Genomic DNA, 24,115 nt, shown 5'->3' with positions numbered 1-24,115 from the left:
GCAGTTCCCGTGCCCGGCATCTGTGGGCATTTCTCATAACCGGTGGCATTGGCGGCGTCAAAGATGTTAAGCGAATGCCTGATCGACCGCAGGCTTGGCCGTGCGAGTCGTTTGTTCCTGCTATGTTGAAACAAGGAGGCGAGATGCAGGTCGGTATCGACATGGGTGCAGTTGCTGGAAGCGGTTCTGCCTCGGCAGCGGCGCTTGGCGGTGGCAAGCAGGCCATGCTTGATCTTGAGGAGCTTCTCGCCACGCGTTTGCTCGTGCAGGGCAATTCCGGCTCCGGCAAATCGCATCTTTTGCGCCGCCTTCTGGAACAGAGCGCGCAATGGGTGCAGCAGTGCATCGTCGACCCTGAAGGCGATTTCGTCACGCTTGCCGATCTTTACGGCCATGTCGTTGTCGATGCCGCCCGTACCGAAGCCGAACTGACACGCATTGCCGGACGCATCCGCCAGCATCGTGTTTCGGTGGTGCTCAATCTGGAAGGTCTCGATGTCGAGCAGCAGATGCGCTCGGCTGCGGCTTTTCTTGGCGGTTTGTTCGATGCCGAGCGCGACTATTGGTATCCGATGCTGGTGGTTGTGGATGAGGCGCAGCTTTTTGCGCCTGCCGCCGCCGGTGAAGTGTCGGATGAAGCGCGCAAGCTGTCGCTCGGCGCGATGACCAATCTCATGTGTCGCGGACGAAAGCGTGGCCTTGCGGGTGTTATCGCCACGCAGCGACTGGCGAAGCTTGCCAAGAACGTTGCAGCTGAAGCTTCGAACTTCCTCATGGGGCGTACATTTCTCGATATCGATATGGCGCGCGCCGCTGATCTTCTGGGCATGGAGCGCAAGCAGGCGGAAATGTTCCGCGATCTGCAGCGCGGGCATTTCGTGGCGCTTGGCCCCGCATTGTCGCGTCGTCCATTGCCGATCAAGATCGGCAAGGTGGAGACATCGGCGCGGTCTTCATCGCCGAAACTGATGCCGCTTCCTGATGCGCCGGAAGATGCGCTCGACCTCATCTTCACGCCTGCGCCGCAGGAAATCCGTGCTGCCGTGCGCAGAGCGCCGCCGCCTCCACCGCCGCCATCGACGGCGGAGATTCTGGCGCAGGTAGCAAAGCCGAAGCCCGAAGCCGAACCGGCACAGGAACCTTTGTTCCCCGGCATGGTGGAAGCCGAACGGGATGAGCTCCTTGAAAAGGTGATGCGCGAGATCGTGGACGATCCGGAAGCGTCGTTCCGGTCCGTGGCCGTGCTTTATCAGGACTTTCTGGTGCGTTGTCGCATTCACCGCGTTCCGGGCGAGCCGCTGGCTCTCCCTGCCTTCCGCCGCAGGCTGGCAGTGGCGCAGGCCAGCATTGAAAGCGATGTGGCCAGTGGCGAAACATGGCAGCAGGCGCTGGCCCTGTCGGAAAGCCTCACCGACGATGTGCAGGGCGTGTTCCTGATCGTGGCGCAGGCGGCGGTAACCGGCGCGCCTTGTCCTTCCGATGCGGCTTTGGCGCGCGCCTATGGCACGCACTCGTTCAGCCGTGCCCGGCGTCTGCTGACCTATTTTGAAGAACGCGGGCTTCTGGTGGTCCGCAACGATTTCAAGGGAATGCGCATCGTCAATTTTCCCGATCTCGCCTGCGAAACGGCACCGGGCGACCCGAATGCGCCGGACGATCTGGCGGAAGAAGGCGCTGCGGCGGAGTAAGCTGTGAAAACTGTCATGAACCTGTAATGATCCTCGCCGACAGCTTGCGAAACGGATCATTCAGGGCAGCAGCGTGACACAGCCAATTCAGCAACCGGGTTACAAAGAACTCTTCGCGACATTCGGCAAGATCGGGCTTCTGTCCTTCGGCGGGCCGGCCGCGCAGATCGCCATGCTGCAGCGCATTCTCGTGGATGAGAAGAAATGGATGGATCAGGAGCGGCTGATTCATGCGCTCAATTTCTGCATGTTGTTGCCGGGGCCGGAAGCCATGCAGCTTGCGACCTATTCCGGTTGGGCGGTTAAGGGCTGGCGCGGCGGCCTTCTGGCCGGGCTTCTGTTCGTGCTGCCCGGCGCTGTCGTCATGCTTGCATTGTCGGCGCTGTATATCTCCTTCGGGCATGTCGACATCGTGGCCGGGCTGTTGTTCGGCCTCAAGGCTGCGGTTCTCGCCGTGGTTTTTGAAGCGCTTTATCGCATGGCCAAACGGACACTAGCCTCGGGGTTTTCCTATGCGGTGGCGATTGCGGCATTCGTTGCGATAGCCTTCCTGAAACTGCCGTTTCCGCTCGTCGTTCTGCTGGCGGCTCTTGCAGGTGGCCTGCGGCATATCGTGCAGGGAAATGGTGCTGCCGCAATTATGGGAGAGGCGACGCCTGGCGCCTTGCGCGAATTCACGCAGCAAACGCTCATCTGGGGCGGGCTGTGGCTTTTGCCTTTGCTCGGGCTTTTCTTCACTTTTGGTGGCGCGCATGTCTTCGTGCAGGAAGCGGCCTTCTTTTCGAAGCTCGCTGCGGTGACATTTGGGGGCGCTTATGCAGCTCTTTCCTATACGGCGCAGCAGGCGGTCGAGCATTTCGGCTGGATGAAGCCGGGGGAAATGCTGACGGGGCTCGGTCTGGCGGAAACCACGCCGGGACCGCTGATCCTCGTGCTGGTTTTTGTCGGCTTTGTGGGGGCTGCGAACCTGTCGGGCCTGCCGCCACTTCTGGGTGGCCTTTTCGGCGGACTGATCGCGCTGTGGTTTACCTTCGTGCCCTGCTTTCTATGGATATTGGCGGGCGCGCCATTCGTGGAGCGGCTGCGTCAGGTGCGCTGGCTGTCGGCCATGCTGGGCGGGATCACGGCTGCGGTCGTCGGCGTGATTGCCAATCTGGCGCTGTGGTTCTCGCTGCATGTCCTGTTTTCGCAGGTTGTCGAGAAGGCTATAGGTCCCTTCACATTGCCGCTGCCGGTCTGGAGCACAATAGACAATGCCGCCGTCCTGATTGCAGGCGCGGCGGCATTCTTGCTTGTTGTTCTGAGGCTCAACATGCCGCTCGTGCTGTTGCTGGCGGCATGTCTCGGAATTGTAATCCGGCTGGTGTTTTAGTCGAACAGGCTCGAAACGGACTCTTCCGCTGCCGTGCGGGCGATGGCCTCGCCAATCAGGTCCGAGATCGAGAGGACGCGGATATTTGGCGCATCGTTGATGGCAGTGGTCGGCTGGATGGAATCGGTGATGACCAGTTCCTTCAGCTTGGACGAGGCGATACGGGCAACCGCGCCGCCGGACAGAACGCCGTGCGTGATGTAGGCGGTGACGCTCTTGGCGCCCTTGTTCAACAGGGCCTCAGCTGCGTTGCAGAGCGTGCCGCCGGAATCGACGATGTCATCGAACAGCAGGCAGTCCTTGCCGGAAACGTCGCCGATGACGTTCATGACTTCCGATTCACCTGGACGTTCGCGGCGCTTGTCGACGATGGCGAGCTGCGCATCGATGCGCTTTGCGAGCGAACGGGCGCGAACCACGCCGCCAACGTCAGGCGAAACGACCATGCAATTGCCGGTCGCGTAATTGGCCTTCACATCGCGGGCGATGACCGGAACGGCGTAGAGGTTGTCGGTCGGGATATCGAAGAAGCCCTGAATCTGACCGGCATGAAGGTCAAGCGTCAGGACGCGGTTCGCACCGGCTTCGGTGATGAGATTGGCGACCAGCTTGGCAGAGATCGGCGTGCGCGGGCCGGGCTTGCGGTCCTGACGGGCATAGCCGAAATAGGGCAGGACGGCGGTGATGCGACGTGCCGACGAGCGGCGGAAGGCGTCGATCATGATGAGCAGTTCCATCAGGTGATCGTTTGCCGGGTAGGAAGTCGATTGCAGTACGAATACGTCTTCGCCGCGCACGTTTTCCTGAATCTCTACGAAGATTTCCTGATCGGCGAAGCGACGGACGCTGGCCTTACCGAGTGGAATGTTGAGATACTGAGCAACGGATTCGGCAAGAACCCGGTTGGAGTTGCCTGCGAAAAGTTTCATTCTTTTGCCTCTGACGCCGATGCGGTCGCGGTTTGCAGTTTGGTTCTGTCGCAACAGTCCGCCGGAACGGACTTAATCTCTTAAAAACTTTAAAGCTGCGTACGGTCTGACCGGCCAAGTACTGCAGCTAGAAAGGTTTTCTTTCGGATGTGGGGCCTATTGCAAAGAGTCATCGCCATTGCAAGGCCCTCGGGAACACAATTGCTGTAAAAAGCCCGGTTTTCCGGCTTTCCCACAGTAGGCAAAACAGATTCAGCAAAAGATTTCAGTCTTTTGCTGCCAAAGCAAGTTTCTATGCGCGATTTGCCGCAAGCCAGGTCGAATATTCCTGCATGGTGCGGTCGGCGATTGTCTGCATTGCGGAAGCCGGAACGACGCTCCATGAGTCTGCGGCCGCACCTGGAACTTTCTCCTGCCCCTGTATCCGGTGAAGGCGGTTGCCGGAAGCATCCAGAACATCCCAGACGTAAAGCACGGTGGTCTGATTATCTTCCGAAAGAACGGAGAAATATCCCTTCATGACGTAGGCAGCACTCGGGTCGTTATTGCCTGCAAGCTCAATGCCTTTCGACTTGGCATCGTCATTCATGCGATGGGTCAGCGGCGTCACCACATTGACCGGTGCGCCGACAATCGGGGCGATATGCAACTTGCCCGGCTTGAGCGCTGCACTGCGCTGCGGTGCCACTGGCGTGGTCGTCGCAGGTGCTGTGCCGGTCGTGGCCGGAGTTGTTCCCGTGGGCTGCACGGGAGCGGTGCCCGTCGCCGGGGTGCCCGGTGTCGCGGCTGGCGTAGTAGTTTGCCCGGAATTTTGCCCGGAATTTTGATTGCTACCCTGTACGTTCAGAGCGGACTCAGTGCTGTTGCAGGCGGCCAGGACGCTTGTAAGCACTCCGGCCAGCAACAACATCGTTGAAAGACGTGCCTTGTTCATGTTCGGCTTCATGCTCCTGAAGGCGCAGGTTCTCTGCGGTCGGGCATTTTCAGTTCAAAATAATCTATCGATTTTATCGACGTGCATCTTGCCCGAAAGCCGCTTTGCAGTTTCCGGGTTGCGCTTGTGGCAGTTTTATCGCCGATTGCGCCTCATTTTACAATCATATCAAGAGAATGGCGGGATAATGGCTGAGCTGCGCCATTTGTTGTGAGATATGTCTGCCCCAGCGTCATGGCGGTTTGGGTGTCGGAATCCATGATGATCATATGTGCGAAAAGCGTCATGTCCGGCTGGATGCTTTCCGGGTTTCCGGCATAGAATATCTGCGGGTCCATCCATGATGGCGTGAAACGTGCTCCCACCGAATAGCCACAGGTATTGAGGCGATGACGGGTAAGGCCGTGTGCTTCCATGGTCCGCGCATGGGCGTCAAAGACGTCGCCGAATGTCGAGGCGGGCGTCATGGCTGCTTCCACTGCTTCCAGCGCCTCGCGTGCAGCCGCATAGAGCTCTTGATGATGTGTGGTCGGCTTGCCGACGACGATCGTGCGCATCATCGGCGCGTGGTAATGCCGGAAGACGCCCGACCATTCGAGCGTGAGCTGATCGTTCTTGTTCAGCTTGCGCCGACCGGATTTGTAGCGGCAGAGCAGGGCATCGTCGCCCGAGCCGATGATATATTCGTTGGCGGGAAAATCGCCGTCGCCGGCAAAATTGGTGCTCATCATCGCAGCCAGAATATCGGCTTCGCTCGCCCCGCCTTTGGTGAGCTTTATCGCAGCGTCGAGTATGTCGTCACTGAGTTCGGCGGCGCGTTTCGCATAGGCAATTTCCGCAGGGCTTTTGAGCAGCCGCAGGCGATCCACCATGCCGGAAGCATCGTAAAGCTTGGCAAAGCTCTGCAGCTGTTCGTCCAGCTTGCGCGCATTGGCGCCGGTAAGGCCATGCGTCTGATATTCGATCCCGATCCGGGTGCCGAGAAGGTCGAGTTCGGTCAGAATATTGCGAAGGTCGGAAGCCGGATTGGCATTGTCGCGATCGGTCCAGACGACGACGTTCTCGATGTTCGACGTATGACGCGCCTGCCGCAAATCGGCGGAGCGTGTCATCAGCACCATCGACCCGTCGGCCTTCACGACGAGGCATTGGAAGAAGCAGAAGCCGAACGTGTCATAGCCGGTCAGCCAGTACATGCTCTCCTGCGCGAACAGCAGAAGCGCATCCAGCTTTTCCTCCTCCATCTTCAAGATCAGACGGTCGCGACGTGCTGCGAATTCTTCCGGCTCGAAGTGAAGGGCCATGCGGTTCTCCTAATCTTCTATGATGGCGATCGCTGCAATCTGACGCCCGTAGTCGGGTTCATTGCGATGGGTGGTGCGCCGGTAGGAATAGAATTGTTCCTCATCGGCATAGGTGCACTGGCGAAGGGATTCTGCCCGCACACCAGCCTTCGTCAGCCGGTCGGTGATGAATGTCCACAGATCGAACAGCTTGTGTTCCGGCTTGTCGGAAGGCCGGAAATAGGTGGTGTAGGCAGCATCTCTGCCGATGAATTCTGCATAGAATTCCGGCCCGACTTCGTAATTTTCCGGCCCGATGGTCGGCCCGAGAACAGCAACGATGTTCTCGCGTTTCGCACCGAGGCCGATCATGGCTTCAATCGTGTTTTCAAGGACACCGCCGAAAGCGCCACGCCATCCGGCATGGGCGGAGCCGATGATTCCCGCTTCGTGATCTGCAAAAAGCACAGGCCCGCAATCGGCGGACAAAGCACCAATGGCGATGCCCGGCACATTTGTGACCATTGCGTCGGCCTTCGGGCGTGGAGCGCCGAACGGCTCGGTGACGTGGAGGACATCGGGCGAATGAACCTGATGCACGGTCATGAGATGATCGGGTGCAACGCCAAGGTTCTCGGCGACGCGGCGGCGATTCTCGGCAACTTTTTCCGGCACATCGTTTGACCCGCTTCCAACGTTCAGGCCCGTATAGATGCCATCGGAAACACCGCCCTTGCGGGTGAAAAAGCCATGCGCGATCCGCTTCCCGTTCTGTCCGACGGGCTTTTCAAGGAGAGGCGAGCGGAGTGGTTGCGGCATATCGGTCATCTTGCTGGCTTTCGTAAACGGCGGGATGGTGGGGGAGGTCCGCTGGCTTGTCAATTGAAGCTTTTTGAAGGGAAGGGCATCACTTGGTTTCGAAAGGATAGAGGCGTGTCAGCCCGTCACTCAATGCGAGAACCTTGAACAAGGTTCCCATTTGATCGGGTGCGGCCAGTCTTTCGACGTCCTGTCGGATTTTTTCCTGAAACGCTGCGTCCTTGCCCGTACCGAGCCGTCCGGCGCGATCAAGCAGGCCCATTGCGAGCAGAAATTCGCCCTGCGTCATTGTTCCGGTCTTGCAGCCGCTGGCCCGCGCGGTCTTGTCCAGAATGTCGAAATCGACATGGCTGGTGAGGTCCGCAATGCCCGGATTGGCAAATACATCGTCAAAGCCGTGTTTCAACATGGCTTGCAGCGTGTCGCCGAAACCGGCTTTCAGATGGCCATAGTCGACGTTGAGCGCTGCGCCGCGTGTGGTCGCGATACGGCTGGCAATTTCCTGCATCAAGGCCGTGCGCGCAGGGGCTGCTTCAAAGATCGCGCCTTCGGGTGCTTCCGCATGGCCTACAGGTAACAGCGCCGGATCTATACCACCCAGACCGCTGACGAAATGGAACTCATCCTTGTCATCGAGCGCAATCATCCGTTCGACAAAGCGGCCATCGACCTTGACGAACTGCCGGAACGGGATCGCATCGAACAGCTCATTGGTGACGAGGATCAGCGGCCCGTTGGCAGTATCGGCGGGAATATCGGAAAAGCGTTCGAACCAGTCGATCTTCGCGCCTGCGTCGGACAGTTTTTCCTTTTGCTTTTCGGCAAGGCGCGGGCTTGTTTCGACCATGGCGACACGCACATGGTCCAGCATTTGCGGGGCGAGCCTGCCAATAGTGCGCAGCATATCGCTCATCAGCGTGCCGCGACCGGGGCCGATTTCGCACAGCACGATATTGTCCGGGCCTCCCAGCGCGTCCCATTCGCTGACACACCAGATGCCGATCAGTTCACCGAACATCTGGCTTACTTCCGGCGCGGTGATGAAGTCACCGTCGCGTCCGAAAGGTTCACGCGTCGTATAATAGCCCGCCTCGCGGTCGCCGAGGCAGGCTGCCATGTAATCGGCAACGCTGATCGGCCCGGAGGTGGCGATCAGGCGTTTCAGCCGGTCTTTCAGCGAAAGATCAGGCATCCTTGGCTGCGGTCCGGTTTGCGCGCCACATGGCCCAAAGCCCGATCAGTACCATCGGCACCGAGAGGACCATACCCATGGTGAGCCATCCGCCGAAGAGATAGCCGAGCTGCGCATCCGGCTCGCGGAAGAATTCGACCACGATGCGGCTGAGGCCGTAGCCCGTGACGAAAGCGCCTGCAATGAAGCCGGGCTTCTTCAGTTTGCGTCCGACCCAGACGAGCAGGAACAGCACGAGGAAGAGGACTACACCCTCAAGGAACGCTTCGTAAAGCTGGCTTGGATGACGCGGCAGCGGGCCTCCATTGGGGAAGTAGACTGCCCACGGCACATCACTGACACGACCCCAGAGTTCCGAATTGATGAAATTGGCGACGCGCACGACACCAAGTCCGACCGGAACACCAGCGGCAATCGTGTCGAACATGCTCCAGACCTTGATGCCGCGCGAGCGGGCAAACAGGATCATGGCGAGCGTTGTGCCCAAAATGCCGCCGTGAAACGACATGCCGCCATCCCATACCGCCGGAATGGCAAGCGGGTTGGAGATATAATAGGAGAAATTATAGAAGAGCACGTAGCCGATGCGACCGCCGAGCACGACGCCAAGCGCTGCCCAGATGACGAAATCATCGAGCGCTTCCGGCGCCATGGGCGGCTGGTTGTTGGCCCACAGGCGGTGGCTTCGCAAGAGCTTCTTGCCGTACCACCAGGCGAACATGATGCCGACGACATAGCCGAGGCCGTACCAGTGCACTGCCAGCGGTCCGACCCGGAAAATCACCGGATCGATATTTGGGAAGGCGAGCGCCGATGCGGGCAGCAACGTCTCAATCATGAAATCACTCCGTTTTGTGACGGAACATGCTGGACCGACCCGTTATGGTCAAGCTGTTCCCGTCGGCTGCAAATCGCGTTTGCAAATCGTGTTTGCAAATCGCGTTTTCTGGGCTTCCGGTGCTGATCTACCCTTAAGGTAGCCTTAAGTACATTCGCTAGTGGCGCTTCCGGTTTCCGGTCGCCGTCATTTTCGCGTGGCCCGTGGTTTTGATTCAAGTGCGCCGAACCTGATCACTTTCTATAGCTGCGCTTGCATCGGAACTGAGACGGCCCTATTTCAAATTTATGTTTTCAACAGGTCTCACCTGGAAATAAGGAATGATTGCCATGACCAGCGGACAGAACCGGGTTCTTGATGAACTCGCCAAGCTTGTGACGGATGCGGCAGGCGCTGCCCAGGGCGTGCGCCGTGAAGTGGAAACGGCGTTGCGTTCGCAAGGAGAACGCGTGCTGAACACACTCGATGTCGTGCAGCGCGAAGACTTCGAAGCCGTTCGTGAAATGGCAATCAAGGCGCGTGCGGAAAACAGCGCGTTGCTGGCAAGAATCGAAGCTCTCGAAGCACGTCTTGCGAAATTCGAAGTTGATTCTGAAGCCAAATCGGCAAAATCAGCTTCATCTTCGGCAAAATCCAAAAATAATCCCTGAATATTTATTAACAGGCCGCAAGTGGCAAAAACCCTTGTCTTAGAGTCGGTTAAGGCAAGGGTCGCGGTCGGTCCCTCGTATATTTCCACATGCTTTCACGGCTCTTTGTTCAAAAGGGGCTGGCGTTCAGATTCAGCATCAATAGACTGAAAACACTACATGATTCGTAACGCGGTCATGTAGGCGGCGGCGAGGGGCTGAGTGTCAGGTTTCGCGTCTTTCAGGCTGCTTTCCAGTATCAGTTGCGTATGTGCGTGTGCCATTGAGGCGCTTGCATGCCGTCGTGCATGCCGGTTCCTCAACCGATCAATTCGTGCCTGTTTTCCTGCGCTTGTTCTTGCGCGGTGGCCGGCACGGGCGAGCAATGACTTGCGCGCCGGGAATTAGGAAACATCTGGGGGCAGATGGTTCCCAGAACAGGAAACGGACATGAGCCTTCTTGAGCTTGAATTCGCACGTGAGGCACATCCGGTGGATGTGATCGAACAGGTCGCGCATTCAAACGACTGGACGTTCGAGCGGACTGGCGACGACGAAATCGCAATTTCGGTTGCGGGCAACTGGACTGACTATCACATCTCGTTTTCCTGGATGGAGGATTTCGAGGCGCTGCATCTGGCCTGCGCATTCGACATCAAGGTGGCCGAGCCACGTGTGAACGAAGTGATGCGCCTGCTGTCGCTCATCAATGAAAAGCTTCTGATGGGCCATTTCGATCTCTGGCAGCAGGAAGGCGCGATCATGTATCGCCAGTCGCTGCTGCTGGCAGGTGGTGCGGAACCGACGAGCCGTCAGGTGGAAGTGCTGCTTTCGGCGGCGCTGGAAGCTTGCGAAGCCTATTTCCAGGCCTTCCAGTTTGTGGTCTGGTCGGGTGTTACGGCGCGTGAAGCGCTTGAATGCGTGGTGTTCGAGACCGTCGGTCGCGCCTGACTATAAATCAGTTGAATTTTGGCCCGGCGCTCGCGCCGGGTTTTCTGCGAGGCCGGGAGCGCGGGCCGGGGAGTGAAAAAATGAGCGAAGCAACCACTATCACCTGGGCAGATTTCGAACAGGTCGATATCCGCAGCGGAACCATCGTGGAAGCTGTGCCATTTCCCGAAGCCCGCAAGCCTGCCTTCAAGCTGAAGATCGATTTTGGTGAAAAGATCGGCATCAAGAAGTCGTCAGCCCAGATCACCAGGCACTACACGCCGGAAGAGCTGGTCGGCAAACAGATCATGGCAGTCGTGAACTTCCCGCCACGACAGATCGGGCCCTTCATGTCGGAAGTGCTGACACTCGGCATGCCGGACGAAGATGGCGAAGTGGTTCTCGCTGCAATCGACAAGCCCGTGCCGAATGGTGGCAAGCTTTATTGAGAGCGGATGATTTCGCGTTAAGCAAGCGCGTTTCTCCCTCATCCTGAGGAGGCTCCTGAGCTTGCGAAAGAGCCATCTCGAAGGACGAGGGCAAGCACCGTGCGTTTTCCCTCGCCCTTCGAGATGCCGTTTTCAACGGCTCCTCAGGATGAGGGAAAAGAATAGCGTTGGAAGTATGGAACTCCGTTGTCGGATCGCTCTGCCTTGACGTGCAGCCGTGCATTTGACGGGGCCAGAACGCTTTAAGCCGGAATATGGATGGTCGCGCGCAGGCCGCCGGTCGGAGCGTCTTCCAGCGTAATGTCGCCACCGTGGCTGCGTGCAATATCGCGTGCAATAGCAAGACCCAGCCCGCCTGTGCCGCCCGAATCCTGCGTTCGCGCTTCATCCAGCCGGACGAAAGGCTTGAAGACGTCTTCGCGGCGGTCTTCCGGAATACCCGGCCCGTCATCGTCCACAACGACTTTCAGCCAGCCTTCAACATGCGAAATCGACAGCTCGACATTCTGCGCATGACGGAAGGCGTTCGAGACGAGATTGCTGACCAGCCGCGAGAAGGCGTTCGGACGCACATGGACCTCGCTGTCGCCTTCAATATGATACTTGAAGCCGCGCTCGCGCAGGCGTGCTTCATGCTCCAGTTTTTCGCAAAGCCTCGTGACATCGTAGCTTGCGGTTTCCTCCGAACCTTCGCCGCGCGCAAAGGCGAGATAGCCTTCGAGCATCGTCTGCATGTCGGCAATATCCTGATTGAGCGGCTCGGTGTCGATCGAGTGGCCAGCCAGCGCAAGCTGCAGCTTGAAACGGGTCAGAATGGTGCGCAGATCGTGGCTGACGCCGGAAAGCATGGCCGTGCGCTGCTCGATCTGGCGTTCGATGCGCGAGCGCATCTGAATAAAAGCGATGCCTGCACGGCGCACTTCCTCGGCTCCGCGCGGATGGAACCCTTCCGGCATTGGTCGCCCCTTGCCGAAACTCTCTGCGGCCTCGGCAAGCTGCTGGATCGGCTTGATCTGGTTGCGCAGGAATGCGATGGCGATGATCAGCAGAACGAGCGCGGTGCCCACCATCCACGTCAGGAAGATGCCTGTATTGGATGCATAGGCCTGGCTGCGCCGCGCAAAGACGCGCAACACCTTGTCCTCCAGCTTGATGCGGATTTCGATAAGATCGGAATCGCCCACCGTATCGACCCAGAAGGGGCGATTGATCTGGCGGGTGATCTCTTCACTCAGGAAGTAATCGAGAATGGCGAAAAAGGGCTTTGGCCCGGGAGGTGGCAGCGGATCGGGCGGCAGGATCGAAATGTTCAGCGCCAGCCGCTGCTGCGCGATGCGGATGAGATTGTCGTAGCCCGGTTCCTGCGGATAGGTTTCGAGAATGTCGATGATGCCTGCAATATCGCGCACAACGGCGGTCGACAGTCGTTCGGTCACCATCTGCCAGTGACGCTCCATGAACACATAGGCGATCACGGACTGGAGCAGAACCATCGGGGCAATGATGATGATGAGCGAACGCGCATAAAGCCCCTTCGGCATGATGCGCGCCAACCAGCGGGAGAATTTTCTCAAGGGCGATTTCATCGTGTTAAAACGTCCCTCAGTACCCTGTGGTTGCGCTCAAAAGACTTATTTTGTCGCAAAGCCGCTTCACACTTTTTGGCTCGAAAAACGCTTCCGGAAATATTGCTGTCTGCAAATGGCGTTTTCCATGAACAACATTGCGGCTGCACCTTTGGTACATGCCGCCCTGCGTTTTGAGAAAACACCATTTTCTGATCGCGATATTCCTGATTGCCGATGGTTGCTATTCGATGCTGAGCTTGTAGCCGATACCGCGCACGGTCTGGAGCCAGACCGGATTGGCCGGGTCCTGCTCGATCTTGCGGCGAAGGCGATTGATCTGGACGTCGATCGTGCGTTCACCGACATCGCCATCCTGACCGGTCAGCTCATGGCGGGGGATCGTCTCGCCGGCACGCTCGGCGAAAATCGCCATGATATCCTGCTCACGATCCGTCAGCTTGATGGTTTCCGTACCCTTTTTCAGCTCGCGGCGCGGGATGAAGAAAGTATAGGGGCCGAACACGATCTGCTCGATTTTCGGCTGTGCGGGTGGCGCGCCGCGGCGCAGGATATTGTTGATGCGAAGCGTCAGCTCGCGGGGATCGAACGGCTTGGGCAGATAATCGTCCGCTCCGGCAGCCAGACCGTCGATGCGGCTGTCGGTTTCCGACAATGCCGTCAGCATCAGGATGGGGACGTTCTTCTGCTCGCGCAGCGATCGCGTCAGCGAAACGCCGGTTTCTCCCGGCATCATGACGTCGAGGATCAGCAGATCGAAATCGATGCCTTCCAGTTTGCGGCGCGCTTCGGCAGCGCTTCCAGCCATGGTGACACGGAATCCGCTATTGGTCAGATATTGTGAGAGAAGGCTGCGGATACGCGTATCGTCGTCAACGACGAGGAGATGTGGCGCGTCGTCCGAGAGCGTCTTTTCTTCTTCTACAGCCATGGCGTCTTTCGATCCCATTCCGATAATTTTACTTCAGCATTCCAGCTTATGCCCGATGCTTTGGTGCACATATTATCGACTGGAATGCGGCACGTCCATTCACTGCCTGCGTGGACCTGTTTTTATACAAGCACTTATTGTCTGATCCAAAAGTCGCCATACCTTGGCTCGCAAACAGCGTTTTTCTGCGCTTCCGGTGCTCATGTACTTGCTCAGACGCATAATCTTATCCGAAAAGTCTACAACTTTTCGGGACTATGCTTAGCAGTACACTGCGCTCCGGTTCTCGAAACCCACCATTTTCGCCACGGCCTGACGTTTTTTTATTCAGACACTTTGTGCAACTAGACGTAACACTCAAGCCCAGTGTCACTCGGTTCAGAGATGTCTGGTCGAACTATCTTCGGCAGAAAACTCGTCGATCTGGGCGCGCCGCTCGGGGTTGACCATATTATAGAGGAAGCGCTCGATGACTTCCCGGTCCTGCGGCGCACAGTCCTCCAGTGCACGTGCGATGCGTCGTGACTGCGGAAGGGCGAGGGCAAGCGTGAGCTGGCGGCCGCTCTTGGTCGGATAAAGCTTGCGGTGGCGGCGGTCGTGAAGGCCGGTGGCCTGAACCACATGCCCCGTATCGATCAACTGTTTAAGCACGCGCGACAGGCTCTGCTTGGTGATCCGCAGGACCTCCAGCAGCTCGGCAACCGTCATGCCGGGCTTTCGGTTGATGAAGTAGAGAACACGGTGATGCGCCCGCCCGAATCCGATCTTTTCCAGAATAAGATCAGGGTCGGCGGTAAAGTCGCGATAGGAAAAAAACAGTAGTTCGATCACGTTGAGGTCGGCCGCCTCCTCAGCCGTCAACGGATTGCTTATATAATTCATATCGTTCGTCGAATTCACATCTGTGCTCCGTTCTGTTGCGTTAAATATGTCAGCATTATTGACATAATTCAATCGCCCAGATAATTTTCGATAAGTGTGAGCTGGCTTTTTTGGAATAATGTTTGCGCTGATACGTGCAAGGAGGAGGAATAATTGCGCTAACGGGCTACCCGCCACCGTCTCAATGGGTTGGTGATGGAATGGTTGTCGCAATATTCGAACCCTGTGGAGGATTTATTTTCTTTCCATGCATGCTCCGCCTGGGATTCGCGCAATATGTTTGCGTGACCTCAAAGCATTTTGAACAAAAAGGCCAGCAATTACGCAGGAAAAGGTGGCCGTCTCACCAGTTATATCGATTTAGCTGGGGAAGACGGGATGCGGAGAAGTTTATCTGGTCTGAAGTCGACCTGAAACCAGATCGAGACAGCGCTGCTGAGGCGCATCCCGAAAAGTATGAGGCGATTTTCGGGATGCGCGTCAAAATGCATAGACAGGGCATTTCCAAGGTTTCATCCTGAAAAAAGAAATGCTCGATGAAATATTTAGGAGCAAGAAAATGGCTGCGATTCCATTCGATCAACGGGACGGATTTATCTGGCTGGACGGAGAATTCGTCGACTGGAAAGATGCAAAAATCCACGTGCTGACCCATGGTCTGCATTATGCGAGCGCCGTGTTTGAAGGCGAACGCGCCTATGGCGGCGAGATCTTCAAGCTCAATGAGCATACCGAACGCCTGCATGAATCTGCACGCATTCTCGGTTTCGAGATTCCTTTCAGCGTTGCAGAAATCAACGATGCCTGCCGCGAGCTTCTGAAGAAGCAGGGTTTTGAAGACGCCTATGTTCGCCCGATTGCCTGGCGCGGTTCGGAGTCACTGGGGGTCTCGGCGCAGAACAACCGCATTCATCTTGCCATCGCCATCTGGCAATGGCCGAGCTATTTCTCGCCCGAAGAAAAGATGAAGGGCATCCGGCTCGATATCGCTGAATATTGCCGCCCGGACCCGCGCACTGCGCCCTCGCGCTCGAAGGCTGCCGGTCTCTATATGATCTGCACGATCTCCAAGCACGCCGCCGAAGCCAAGGGCTATGCCGATGCATTGATGCTCGACTGGCGCGGACAGGTTGCGGAAGCAACCGGTGCAAACGTCTTCTTCGTGAAGGACGGCGCACTGCATACGCCGAAGCCTGACTGCTTCCTTGACGGTATTACGCGTCGCACGGTCATTGATCTTGCCAAGCGCCGCGGCATTGAAGTCATCGAGCGGGCAATCATGCCGGAAGAACTTGCCGGTTTCTCCGAATGCTTCCTGTGCGGAACAGCAGCGGAAGTGACGCCGGTATCCGAGATCGGTCAATACCGTTTCAAACCTTCCGAAATTACAAATGTTCTAATGAATGACTATTCTGCGGAAGTTCAGCCAAAGCGGGCGGCAGCCGAATAGTAGGTGCCGAACCAAGTTTTAAACAGAAAAAGAGCGGTCTTAGGGCCGCTTTTTTGTTATTCCGTCGCTTATTGTTTGACATTGGAAAGTTTCGGCACAAGATTTTTTTACCGGAGTCGCGCTACTCCGGTTTAAAACTCAGATGGGGTGACGATTATGGAATCTCTACTACCTATCATTCTCCAGCTTGTGGCTGGCGCGGTTGGTGGCAACATCGCCGGAGCAGTGAAGAATATCAGTCTGGGCACCACGGGTAACACGGTGGCAGGCGGCATCGGTGGTGTCATCCTCGGGCAGCTGCTTCCGATGTTGTCTGGCGGTGGCCTCGATTCCGTTCTCAACGGTGTTGTTGGTCAGCTGGCAGGCGGCGGCATTGGCGGTATCGTGCTCACGGCCGTTGTCGGCCTGATCAAGAACGCGATGGCCGCCAAGGCCTGACGCACTAAGACATCCCGAGAAGTGTGAAACGCCTACGCAGGGAAATCAGTCCACTGGACTGATTTCTGATCCCGCTTCGATCGGGTAACATGTGCGTGAAAGCAAACAGTTGGAGCGCCGGTCTGATTCAATCAGATCGAAACGCGCTCTGGAGACCGCATGGTTGTGGGGACAACCGGTAAGACGAACTGTCGGGCCTATCCCGGAAACCGTGAAACGGTTTTCGGAGAAAGCGCCTCGGACAATCCTGGAGAGGGAAAACGGGCGGCTATCAGCCGCCCGTATCTATTTAAAGCTTCACCTGACGGGCACAGGACACTATCTCTGTGTCAGAAAGCACCTTCCGGACCGCTATTTATTCAAGTGGAGTAAGACTATGGGGCAATTGCAGGCCATCATCGTTCCCGTCACGCCTTTCCAGCAGAATTGCACCATTCTGTTCGATGGCGAGACCAAGAAGGGTGTCGTGATCGATCCGGGCGGTGACCTGGATCGCATCCGCGAGGCGATTGATTCCCAAGGGATCGATGTCGAGGCCATCTGGATCACGCATGGCCATATCGATCATGCTGCGGCAGCCCTTGATCTCAAGGAAGCCCTGAATGTGGACATTATCGGCCCGCACAGGGATGATAAGTTCCTGCTCGATAATCTGGAAGCGACCGGCCTAAAATATGGCATCACTGAAGGCGTGCGCAATGTTACGCCGGACCGCTGGCTGGACGAAGGTGACAAGGTTTCCGTCGCCGGGCATGAATTCGACGTCTTCCACACGCCGGGCCATGCGCCGGGGCACGTCGTGTTCTTCAACCCCGAAGCGCGGTTTGCGATAGTCGGTGATGTGCTTTTCAACGGCTCGGTCGGGCGCACTGATCTGCCAGGCGGTGATCACGCGGCGCTGATTCGCTCCATCAAGAAAAAGCTGCTGCCGCTCGGGGACGATATCGGTTTCATTTGCGGGCATGGTCCCGGCGGTAGGTTCGGTGATGAACGGCGCTCCAATCCATTTTTGAACGACATCGGATATGCATAAAAAAAGCCGCCTTTAAAGGCGGCTTTTCATCGGGATGGTTTGCTTTGGAGCACCGATCTGGTTGAAGCAGATCGGTGCTCTAATCACTTGTTTTGGCGCGCATCTTATCCGAAAACCGTTTCACACTTTTCGGGATGTGCTTTAATTTGCGGAGCAGAAGTGATCGCGTCCGTCATAACCGCGATAGGTGCCGGTATTCGGATTGAATGACCGGTAACGGTCGGCGCAATACTGGTACCAGCCACGGCTCCATGGCTCATAGCTTGAGCGATAATAAGTCGCCTGACGAGCCGGGGCTGCCGGGTAATAAGCTGGCGGCGGCGGAGGCGGTGCATAGACCGGGGCAGGCTGCACGTAGGTCGGTTGCGGCTGGCTCAGCGCGCTGCCGATGAGGGCACCTGCTGCAAGACCGATCACACCTGCGGCAACGGCGTCGCCATGGTTGCGATGCCGGTCGCGGTAGTAGGGTCGATCCCAGCCGCCACGATCCCAGCCATGGCGGCCCCAGGAATCTGCCGATGCTGTTGCAAGCGGTGCGGCAACAGCCGCAAGGGATGCCGCTGCCAGAATGGCTGTTTTCGCAAATCGGTTCATTGTTCGCTCCTTCAGAAGCTCGACTGTAATTTCTCCGATACGCTCGCCGAACGGGCACACACGTATCGTTTATGAATAACTAATTAACTGTTTCGACATGAATGGAGGCTGAACAATGGTGAAGGGCGATGGAAAGCTGTCAGTTTCCGGTCAATTACTTGCAGCATCTGTAATATTTCGCGCCTGAATGATGATCCGTTCAGGGTTGCATACCGGCAATAAAAAACCCCGGCAAAAGCCGGGGCAAGTGGTAGGTTCTTTTATGAACGATCAGCCGGTAACGGTGATGTTCACGGCCTTCGGGCCTTTGCCGCGACGATCCGGTTCCGTCTCGTAGGAAACCTTCTGATTGTCTGCGAGGCCAGTGAGGCCAGAAGCCTGTACAGCAGAAATGTGTACGAAGATGTCAGCGCCACCGTCGTCCGGCTTGATGAAACCGAAACCTTTTTCGGTATTGAAGAATTTGACCAGTCCGGTCTGTGCCATGGGATCCGTTCCTTTTCCTTGGCGCCACTGCTCTTGTGGAGACAGTGGTATTACAAATTCTGCCAAGCGCACCACACACCCGGCAGAGGGTTATGCAGGCAGTTCTCGACATTGGGAAGGAACCGATCATTGCCGAAGGGGAGCCTTCGACCCGGAACTTATAGCGGCCCCGGCGCGCCGTTCTTCCAGTCTTCCATTTGTTCGCTAAATGCCCGAACAGGTGGAGACTGATCTATGAAGCGGTATTTGGCAAGCAAATTCTTTGGGGGGAACATGATTGGTTATCTTTGAACCGGTATCGTCAGAATTTTTTACGATTGTTTCAAGAAAATCATCGACTCAATCCCAAAATAGAACAGGCTAACCCTAATATATCGCGAATTTAAACGGATATGTCCTGGTATTTTCATCGATTGCGCGAAACTATGCATGCGCCACCGGCGGCGCGCAGCTTCGCACAGATGCTGTCGGCTTCTCCGCGGCTGTTAGCGCCGATGCGTACTGCATAGATGCCACGGCGTCCCATCGGCGTCCGTATCCGGCTGATAACGGGGTCGTGGCCTGCCAGCACGGCGCTGAACTGTTTGCGCAGGCGCACCCATTGATTGGCCGCCGCGCTGCGGCGGAAATTGCCAGCGACCTGAATGCCCCATGGCTTGGGTTTCACGCGCGACATCGGAATTGTGGCGCTGCGGATGATCGGCAGGCGCTTGCAGGCATCGACGAAGGCGAGCTTGGGATCGAGCGGGCGGTTCACGACCTCCTTGCCTGCCGCGAAGTCATCGGCAGGTGCGCCGGTAATGTCCAGCACGTAATTTTCAGTTTCGAGCGGCAGAAATCCACCGGACCGCATCCAGCTGGAAACACGCCCGGCCCCTGCATTATAGGCGGCGGCTGCAAGGCCCCAATTGCCGAAAGCGCCTTTAAGGTCGCGCAGGAAACTCGCCGATGCGGGGATGGCCTGTTCTATGTCGAAAGGGTCGGCAAGCCCACGCTCCTTAGCAGTATAAGGCATGAACTGCGCAATGCCTTCAGCGCCGACAGGGCTGACCGCGTTGTGATCGAACCGGCTTTCTTTCCAGATCAGCCGGGCGAAGAAGTCGCGCGGGATGCCGTGGATGTCGGCATTGGCACCGATGAGCTGGCAGATGCGGCCGACGGTCGGGACTTTCTTCTCCGGCGGTAAAGGCGGCGCATAGACTGGCGGGTTCGGCTCGCTCGCCGCATAGGATGCAGCCACGCCGGAAGGCAGGCTGAAAAGCTGCGAAGCCAGGATAAATGCTATGCCGTGCCGATAACGATTCATGCTGCCTGTTCCGCCCCTCAACATCGGCCAAAGTAACCTATATGGGCGGGTTGTCGATATGGTCTGCAAGGTTTTGCACTTTTGCGAAAAGACTTGCTCTTATCGTAGGTTGCGCCATTTTAGTGTCCGGGACAGATCGGATTTATCCGGACAAGGGAGAGGAAAATGCAGTTTCATCGATTCAGACAATTGGCTGTGCTTGCGGGCGCTCTGCTTCTCGCCGGTTGTGTTGCCGAAGGCGGCCCGGATTATCGTCCGCCGATTCGCCCTGGACCGTCACAGCCGCAGATGTGCCCGATGATCTATGCTCCCGTCTGCGCCACGCGCGGTTCTTCGCGCAAGACCTTCGGCAATTCCTGTCAGGCAAGAGCTGAGGGCTATCGCGTCATCGCAAATGGCCAGTGCTCATCAAGACCGGGTCCGGGATGGGGCGGCGAAGGCGGCATGCGTCCGCCGCATCAGGGCAACAGACCGGGCAGGCCGGGCGCGGGTGCTTGCACGCGGGAATATATGCCTGTTTGTGCACGCCGTGGGAACGACAGGCGCACTTTCCCCAATCGTTGCGAAGCCGACCGTGCAGGCTATCGCATTATGAATGGCGGGCAGTGCCGCTGAATATAGAAAATCGAATGGCCGTTCGTGATGTGTTGGAAGACCGGTAAGTCTTCCAACACATAATCAACGATCTCGGTCACCGTCCCGGTCGGCCTGTCTTGCCGGGGCGGCGTTTCTTGCGCGCTGTTTCGGCAGGGTCCTCGTAAGACCCGATGCCTGCGCGCTCACGGCGGATCGCCGCATCGTCGCCGCCACTTGGCACTTCGGTCCGCTTGACCGTCATCTCATCAAGCGTGTTCTTGCGGAAGAGCGGTTTTGCCATGTCGGTGCCCGGTCCCATATCGTCAAGCGATGGCTTCTGGAACAAAGACGACTTGCCAAGCGGGCGCGTGGTATCAGCGCCCATTTCATCCAGCGCCGGCTTGCGGAAACGTGAATTGCCGGTGGGCTTGCCCTTGTTGCGGCTTGCACCTGCATCGCCCGCCTCAAACTCGCGTGCCAGCGGGTCGTCGGCAATAGCCAGTTCCGTCTCACGCAGCCGCTTGATTTCGTCGCGCAGGCGCGCGGCCTTTTCGAAGTCGAGATCGGCAGCGGCGTCGCGCATCTGCTTTTCCAGATGCTCCAGATGGGCGGCAAGATTGTTGCCCATCATCGCGCCTTCTTCCGCAAAGCCCGAAATATCCGCGCGGACATGATCGCGCTCGTAAACTGAGCCGAGGATGTCCGAGATATTCTTCTTCACCGAGGCAGGCGTGATGCCGTGCTCTTCATTATAGGCAACCTGCTTCTCACGGCGGCGGCTGGTTTCATCCATCGCGCGCTGCATCGAGCCGGTAATATTGTCGGCGTAGAGAATGACCTTGCCGTCAACGTTACGCGCTGCACGTCCAATGGTCTGAACCAGTGAGGTTTCCGAGCGCAGGAAGCCTTCCTTGTCGGCATCGAGAATGGCGACGAAGCCGCATTCCGGAATGTCGAGACCTTCGCGCAGGAGGTTGATGCCAACCAGCACATCGAAGGCGCCGAGACGCAGATCGCGAATGATTTCGATACGTTCCAGCGTGTCGATATCGGAATGCATGTAGCGAACGCGCACGCCCTGTTCATGCAGATATTCCGTCAGGTCTTCGGCCATGCGCTTGGTCAGCACTGTGACCAATGTACGGTAACCCTTCTGTGCCGTTTCACGAATTTCGCCGAGTACATCATCGACCTGCGACTTGGCAGGGCGGATTTCGACCGGCGGATCGATCAGCCCGGTCGGGCGGATGACCTGTTCTGCGAACACGCCGCCAGCTTCTTCCATTTCCCAACCGCCCGGCGTTGCCGAAACAGCAATGGTCTGCGGGCGCATGGCGTCCCATTCCTCGAAACGAAGCGGGCGATTGTCCATGCAGGATGGCAGGCGGAAACCATATTCGGCAAGCGTTGCCTTGCGGCGGAAGTCGCCGCGATACATGCCGCCGATCTGCGGAACCGTGACGTGGCTTTCGTCGATGAAAACCAGCGCATTGTCCGGAATATATTCGAACAGCGTCGGAGGCGGCTCGCCGGGATTGCGGCCTGTCAGATAGCGTGAATAGTTTTCGATACCCGCACAGGAACCGGTTGCTTCCAGCATTTCGAGATCGAATGTCGTGCGCTGGTCGAGGCGCTGGGCTTCCAGCAGACGCCCGGCATTGTTCAGTTCGACAAGGCGATGCTTCAGCTCTTCCTTGATCGACTTTATCGCCTGATTGAGGGTCGGACGCGGCGTCACATAGTGCGAATTCGCATAAATCTTGACCGATTTCAGATCGCCGGTCTTCTGGCCGGTGAGCGGGTCGAACTCGGTGATGGTCTCGATCTCATCGCCGAAAAGGGAAATGCGCCAGGCGCGATCTTCCAAGTGAGCCGGGAACAATTCGATCGTGTCGCCGCGCACGCGAAACGAGCCGCGCACGAAATTGATGTCTTGCCGCTTGTATTGCTGGGCCACGAGATCGGCGAGCAGCTGGCGCTGGTCGAGCCGGTCCCCGATCTTCATTTCGAAGGTCATGGCCGTATAGGTTTCGACCGATCCGATACCGTAGATGCACGATACGGAAGCGACGATAATCACATCGTCGCGTTCGAGCAGCGCGCGGGTGGCCGAGTGGCGCATCCGGTCGATCTGTTCGTTGATGGACGATTCCTTCTCGATATAAGTGTCCGAGCGCGGCACATAGGCTTCCGGCTGGTAATAATCGTAGTAGGAAACGAAATATTCGACGGCGTTGTTCGGAAAGAAGCTCTTGAACTCGCCATAAAGCTGCGCGGCCAAAGTCTTGTTCGGCGCCAGGATCAGGGCAGGGCGCTGCGTCCGCTGGATGACCTGCGCCATGGTGAAGGTCTTGCCCGAACCGGTGACACCGAGCAGGACCTGCGTGCGGTCGTCGTTGTCCAGCCCTTCCAGCAAATCGCGAATAGCCGTTGGTTGGTCGCCAGAGGGTTCGAAACTGGTTTCCATCTCGATGGCGATGCCGCCTTCGGATTTATCTGGACGTGCCGGGCGGTGAGGCGTCCAGAGTTCGCCGTTCTTGAACAGCGGATTGCCGGAGGCAATCAGGTCCGACAGGGCCTGAACTGTCGCGGTCGCACCGGTCGGGTTCAGTCCGGCAGCGTCTTCCAGACTGATGTCGAGACCGGCAACCGGATTGAGGCCAGCCGCTGCACGCTCCTTGGCGGATGCAGCGCCACCCATGGATGTGCCGCGCCCGCTGCGCGACGCTTCCTTGCTGCGCTCGGGAATTTTCTTGGGTTGTTTTGGGTTTTTCGCGCGTGGTTTCGCAGCCTCGTCGCCGATCTCCTTCGCCCAATCGGCGATGGGGCCGGCGATGGAGCCGGAAAGGGGCGCACCGGAAAGTTCGGCCTGAGGCATTTCGCCGAAACCACCTGAATGTGGTGCTTCACCGAAGCCGCCAGCCTTGTCGTGCGAATCCTGGGAGTGTTTGTCTTTTGAGGAAGCCATGTCCCCAATATGGATTTTCAGCGTCCAAATGAAAAGAGTGCGAAGGTGAAATCCTCCGCACCCTTACCCTATCCGGCGATGCTCCTGACAGAAGGTTGTCAGGAGGTGTGGTTCCAGAGGCGGCTTTACAGCCTGCCGCCGGGACGCATGCGAGGGCCGGGGCCAAAACCATGCCCGAAGCCGGGGCCAAAACCGGGATGATAGCCCGGATGATCGTTCCAGCCGGGACGGTCCGTCCAGTGTGGGCGTGCTGGTCCCCTGTTCGACTGGCAATTACGCCCGATGCAGCCATTATAGACATTGCCGCCACCGTTCCAGCCGCGATAAGGGCCTGGACCCCAGCCGGGTCCCCAATAGGGGCCGCTGTTGGCCGCCAGTGCCGAACCGATGGCGATGCCTGCGATGAGCGGTATGCCAACCGCTGCGGCGGTCGATCCGAAATTGTCGTTCGTCGTATAGCCGTTGCCTGTCTGAATGGCGATGTAGCTCGATGCAGCCCAGCCGGTCATGCCGCCATAGGTCACCTGACACCAGCCATAACCGCTGGTGCAGCCAGCCACTGTAATGCCGACGCCATTCGGGATCGCCCCGATGGTTCCGTACTGGGTGCCCGGGCCGACGCGAAGATTAATTGTCGATGTTACAATTGCTGATGATGCATAAGCATTCGTTGAAACAAGAAGTGCTAATGTAACTATGGAGGACTTAACCGATAGTTTCATATGTCATTCCTCTAATATACTTTCTTTAATTACTTATAACATGAAGATTATTATTTACGTGCATCACGATTTTTCGATTT

General features: G+C 57.5%; 24 protein-coding genes. 10 read left to right on the top strand and 14 right to left on the bottom strand.

Annotated elements, in window-relative coordinates:
• Positions 1-143 precede the first annotated feature (143 nt).
• Positions 144-1,688 (top strand): ATP-binding protein, encoded by a 1,545-nt coding sequence (locus LJ361_RS18150; RefSeq protein WP_010659618.1) that lies wholly within the window; start codon positions 144-146, stop codon positions 1,686-1,688.
• Positions 1,689-1,761: 73 nt separating this feature from the next.
• Positions 1,762-3,060, top strand: a complete 1,299-nt coding sequence (gene chrA / locus LJ361_RS18145; protein ID WP_010659619.1) for a chromate efflux transporter — start codon at positions 1,762-1,764, stop codon at positions 3,058-3,060.
• On the opposite strand, the gene LJ361_RS18140 is transcribed toward chrA, so the two are convergent.
• The 6 genes from LJ361_RS18140 to lgt form a co-directional block, all read right to left on the bottom strand.
• Positions 3,057-3,989 (bottom strand): ribose-phosphate pyrophosphokinase, encoded by a 933-nt coding sequence (locus LJ361_RS18140; RefSeq protein WP_010659620.1) that lies wholly within the window; start codon positions 3,987-3,989, stop codon positions 3,057-3,059. The genes chrA and LJ361_RS18140 overlap by 4 nt on opposite strands.
• 292 nt (positions 3,990-4,281) lie before the next feature.
• Positions 4,282-4,935, bottom strand: coding sequence for a hypothetical protein (locus tag LJ361_RS18135; RefSeq protein ID WP_010659621.1), 654 nt, complete (start codon positions 4,933-4,935; stop codon positions 4,282-4,284).
• 140 nt (positions 4,936-5,075) lie between these two features.
• Positions 5,076-6,227: a M24 family metallopeptidase gene (locus LJ361_RS18130; protein ID WP_010659622.1), complete on the bottom strand. Its 1,152-nt coding sequence runs from the start codon at positions 6,225-6,227 to the stop codon at positions 5,076-5,078.
• Positions 6,228-6,236: 9 nt separating this feature from the next.
• The gene (pgeF, locus tag LJ361_RS18125; protein ID WP_036563639.1) at positions 6,237-7,034 is read right to left on the bottom strand and encodes a peptidoglycan editing factor PgeF; all 798 of its coding nucleotides are present in this window, start codon (positions 7,032-7,034) and stop codon (positions 6,237-6,239) included.
• 79 nt (positions 7,035-7,113) lie between these two features.
• The gene (locus LJ361_RS18120; protein WP_010659624.1) at positions 7,114-8,217 is read right to left on the bottom strand and encodes a class I SAM-dependent methyltransferase; all 1,104 of its coding nucleotides are present in this window, start codon (positions 8,215-8,217) and stop codon (positions 7,114-7,116) included.
• Positions 8,210-9,055, bottom strand: coding sequence for a prolipoprotein diacylglyceryl transferase (gene lgt / locus LJ361_RS18115; RefSeq protein ID WP_010659625.1), 846 nt, complete (start codon positions 9,053-9,055; stop codon positions 8,210-8,212). Before lgt ends, LJ361_RS18120 begins: the two co-directional genes overlap by 8 nt.
• Before the next feature lie 329 nt (positions 9,056-9,384).
• Between lgt and LJ361_RS18110 the strand changes: the two genes are divergently transcribed.
• The 3 genes from LJ361_RS18110 to LJ361_RS18100 all read left to right on the top strand — a co-directional run bounded on the left by LJ361_RS18110 (position 9,385) and on the right by LJ361_RS18100 (position 11,063).
• Positions 9,385-9,705 carry an accessory factor UbiK family protein gene (locus LJ361_RS18110; RefSeq protein ID WP_010659626.1) on the top strand — a complete coding sequence of 107 codons (321 nt, stop codon included), beginning with the start codon at positions 9,385-9,387 and terminating at the stop codon, positions 9,703-9,705.
• A gap of 429 nt (positions 9,706-10,134) precedes the next feature.
• Positions 10,135-10,635, top strand: a complete 501-nt coding sequence (locus tag LJ361_RS18105) for a YbjN domain-containing protein (protein WP_010659627.1) — start codon at positions 10,135-10,137, stop codon at positions 10,633-10,635.
• An 80-nt stretch (positions 10,636-10,715) separates the two neighbouring features.
• Positions 10,716-11,063: a tRNA-binding protein gene (locus LJ361_RS18100; RefSeq protein WP_010659628.1), complete on the top strand. Its 348-nt coding sequence runs from the start codon at positions 10,716-10,718 to the stop codon at positions 11,061-11,063.
• Positions 11,064-11,305: 242 nt separating this feature from the next.
• On the opposite strand, the gene LJ361_RS18095 is transcribed toward LJ361_RS18100, so the two are convergent.
• The 3 genes from LJ361_RS18095 to LJ361_RS18085 all read right to left on the bottom strand — a co-directional run bounded on the left by LJ361_RS18095 (position 11,306) and on the right by LJ361_RS18085 (position 14,480).
• A complete protein-coding gene (locus LJ361_RS18095; RefSeq protein WP_010659629.1) occupies positions 11,306-12,649 on the bottom strand; it encodes an ATP-binding protein in 1,344 nt (447 codons plus the stop codon).
• A 223-nt stretch (positions 12,650-12,872) separates the two neighbouring features.
• A complete protein-coding gene (locus tag LJ361_RS18090) occupies positions 12,873-13,580 on the bottom strand; it encodes a response regulator (RefSeq protein WP_012091674.1) in 708 nt (235 codons plus the stop codon).
• Positions 13,581-13,958: 378 nt separating this feature from the next.
• On the bottom strand, positions 13,959-14,480 hold the full coding sequence (locus LJ361_RS18085) for a MarR family winged helix-turn-helix transcriptional regulator (protein ID WP_010659631.1): 522 nt from the start codon (positions 14,478-14,480) through the stop codon (positions 13,959-13,961).
• 182 nt (positions 14,481-14,662) lie between these two features.
• On the opposite strand from LJ361_RS18085, the gene LJ361_RS18080 reads away from it, so the two are divergent.
• The 4 genes from LJ361_RS18080 (at position 14,663) to LJ361_RS18065 (ending at position 17,383) form a co-directional block, all read left to right on the top strand.
• A complete protein-coding gene (locus LJ361_RS18080) occupies positions 14,663-14,983 on the top strand; it encodes a hypothetical protein (RefSeq protein WP_162998230.1) in 321 nt (106 codons plus the stop codon).
• 38 nt (positions 14,984-15,021) lie between these two features.
• A complete protein-coding gene (locus LJ361_RS18075) occupies positions 15,022-15,912 on the top strand; it encodes a branched-chain amino acid aminotransferase (RefSeq protein WP_010659633.1) in 891 nt (296 codons plus the stop codon).
• 156 nt (positions 15,913-16,068) lie between these two features.
• Positions 16,069-16,350 (top strand): hypothetical protein, encoded by a 282-nt coding sequence (locus tag LJ361_RS18070; RefSeq protein ID WP_010659634.1) that lies wholly within the window; start codon positions 16,069-16,071, stop codon positions 16,348-16,350.
• Between the two features lie 376 nt (positions 16,351-16,726).
• On the top strand, positions 16,727-17,383 hold the full coding sequence (locus tag LJ361_RS18065) for an MBL fold metallo-hydrolase (protein ID WP_010659635.1): 657 nt from the start codon (positions 16,727-16,729) through the stop codon (positions 17,381-17,383).
• A gap of 141 nt (positions 17,384-17,524) precedes the next feature.
• Here the strand turns inward: LJ361_RS18065 and LJ361_RS18060 are convergent, their stop codons facing one another.
• From LJ361_RS18060 to LJ361_RS18050, 3 genes are all read right to left on the bottom strand, one after another.
• The gene (locus tag LJ361_RS18060; protein WP_010659636.1) at positions 17,525-17,977 is read right to left on the bottom strand and encodes a BA14K family protein; all 453 of its coding nucleotides are present in this window, start codon (positions 17,975-17,977) and stop codon (positions 17,525-17,527) included.
• A 270-nt stretch (positions 17,978-18,247) separates the two neighbouring features.
• A complete protein-coding gene (locus tag LJ361_RS18055; protein WP_010659637.1) occupies positions 18,248-18,463 on the bottom strand; it encodes a cold-shock protein in 216 nt (71 codons plus the stop codon).
• Between the two features lie 406 nt (positions 18,464-18,869).
• A complete protein-coding gene (locus tag LJ361_RS18050) occupies positions 18,870-19,769 on the bottom strand; it encodes an SPOR domain-containing protein (protein WP_010659638.1) in 900 nt (299 codons plus the stop codon).
• A gap of 165 nt (positions 19,770-19,934) precedes the next feature.
• On the opposite strand from LJ361_RS18050, the gene LJ361_RS18045 reads away from it, so the two are divergent.
• The gene (locus LJ361_RS18045) at positions 19,935-20,384 is read left to right on the top strand and encodes a Kazal-type serine protease inhibitor family protein (protein WP_010659639.1); all 450 of its coding nucleotides are present in this window, start codon (positions 19,935-19,937) and stop codon (positions 20,382-20,384) included.
• 76 nt (positions 20,385-20,460) lie between these two features.
• Here the strand turns inward: LJ361_RS18045 and uvrB are convergent, their stop codons facing one another.
• Together uvrB and LJ361_RS18035 are read right to left on the bottom strand one after the other, a co-directional pair.
• Positions 20,461-23,223, bottom strand: coding sequence for an excinuclease ABC subunit UvrB (gene uvrB / locus LJ361_RS18040; protein ID WP_376749532.1), 2,763 nt, complete (start codon positions 23,221-23,223; stop codon positions 20,461-20,463).
• Positions 23,224-23,438: 215 nt separating this feature from the next.
• A complete protein-coding gene (locus tag LJ361_RS18035) occupies positions 23,439-24,035 on the bottom strand; it encodes an SH3 domain-containing protein (RefSeq protein ID WP_010659641.1) in 597 nt (198 codons plus the stop codon).
• Positions 24,036-24,115 lie beyond the last annotated feature (80 nt).

Source organism: Brucella sp. JSBI001 (assembly GCF_026014005.1).
GTDB lineage: Bacteria > Pseudomonadota > Alphaproteobacteria > Rhizobiales > Rhizobiaceae > Brucella > Brucella anthropi.
The sequence above is the reverse complement of the archived record's forward strand: the minus strand, read 5'-3'. Positions and strand labels throughout refer to the sequence as shown.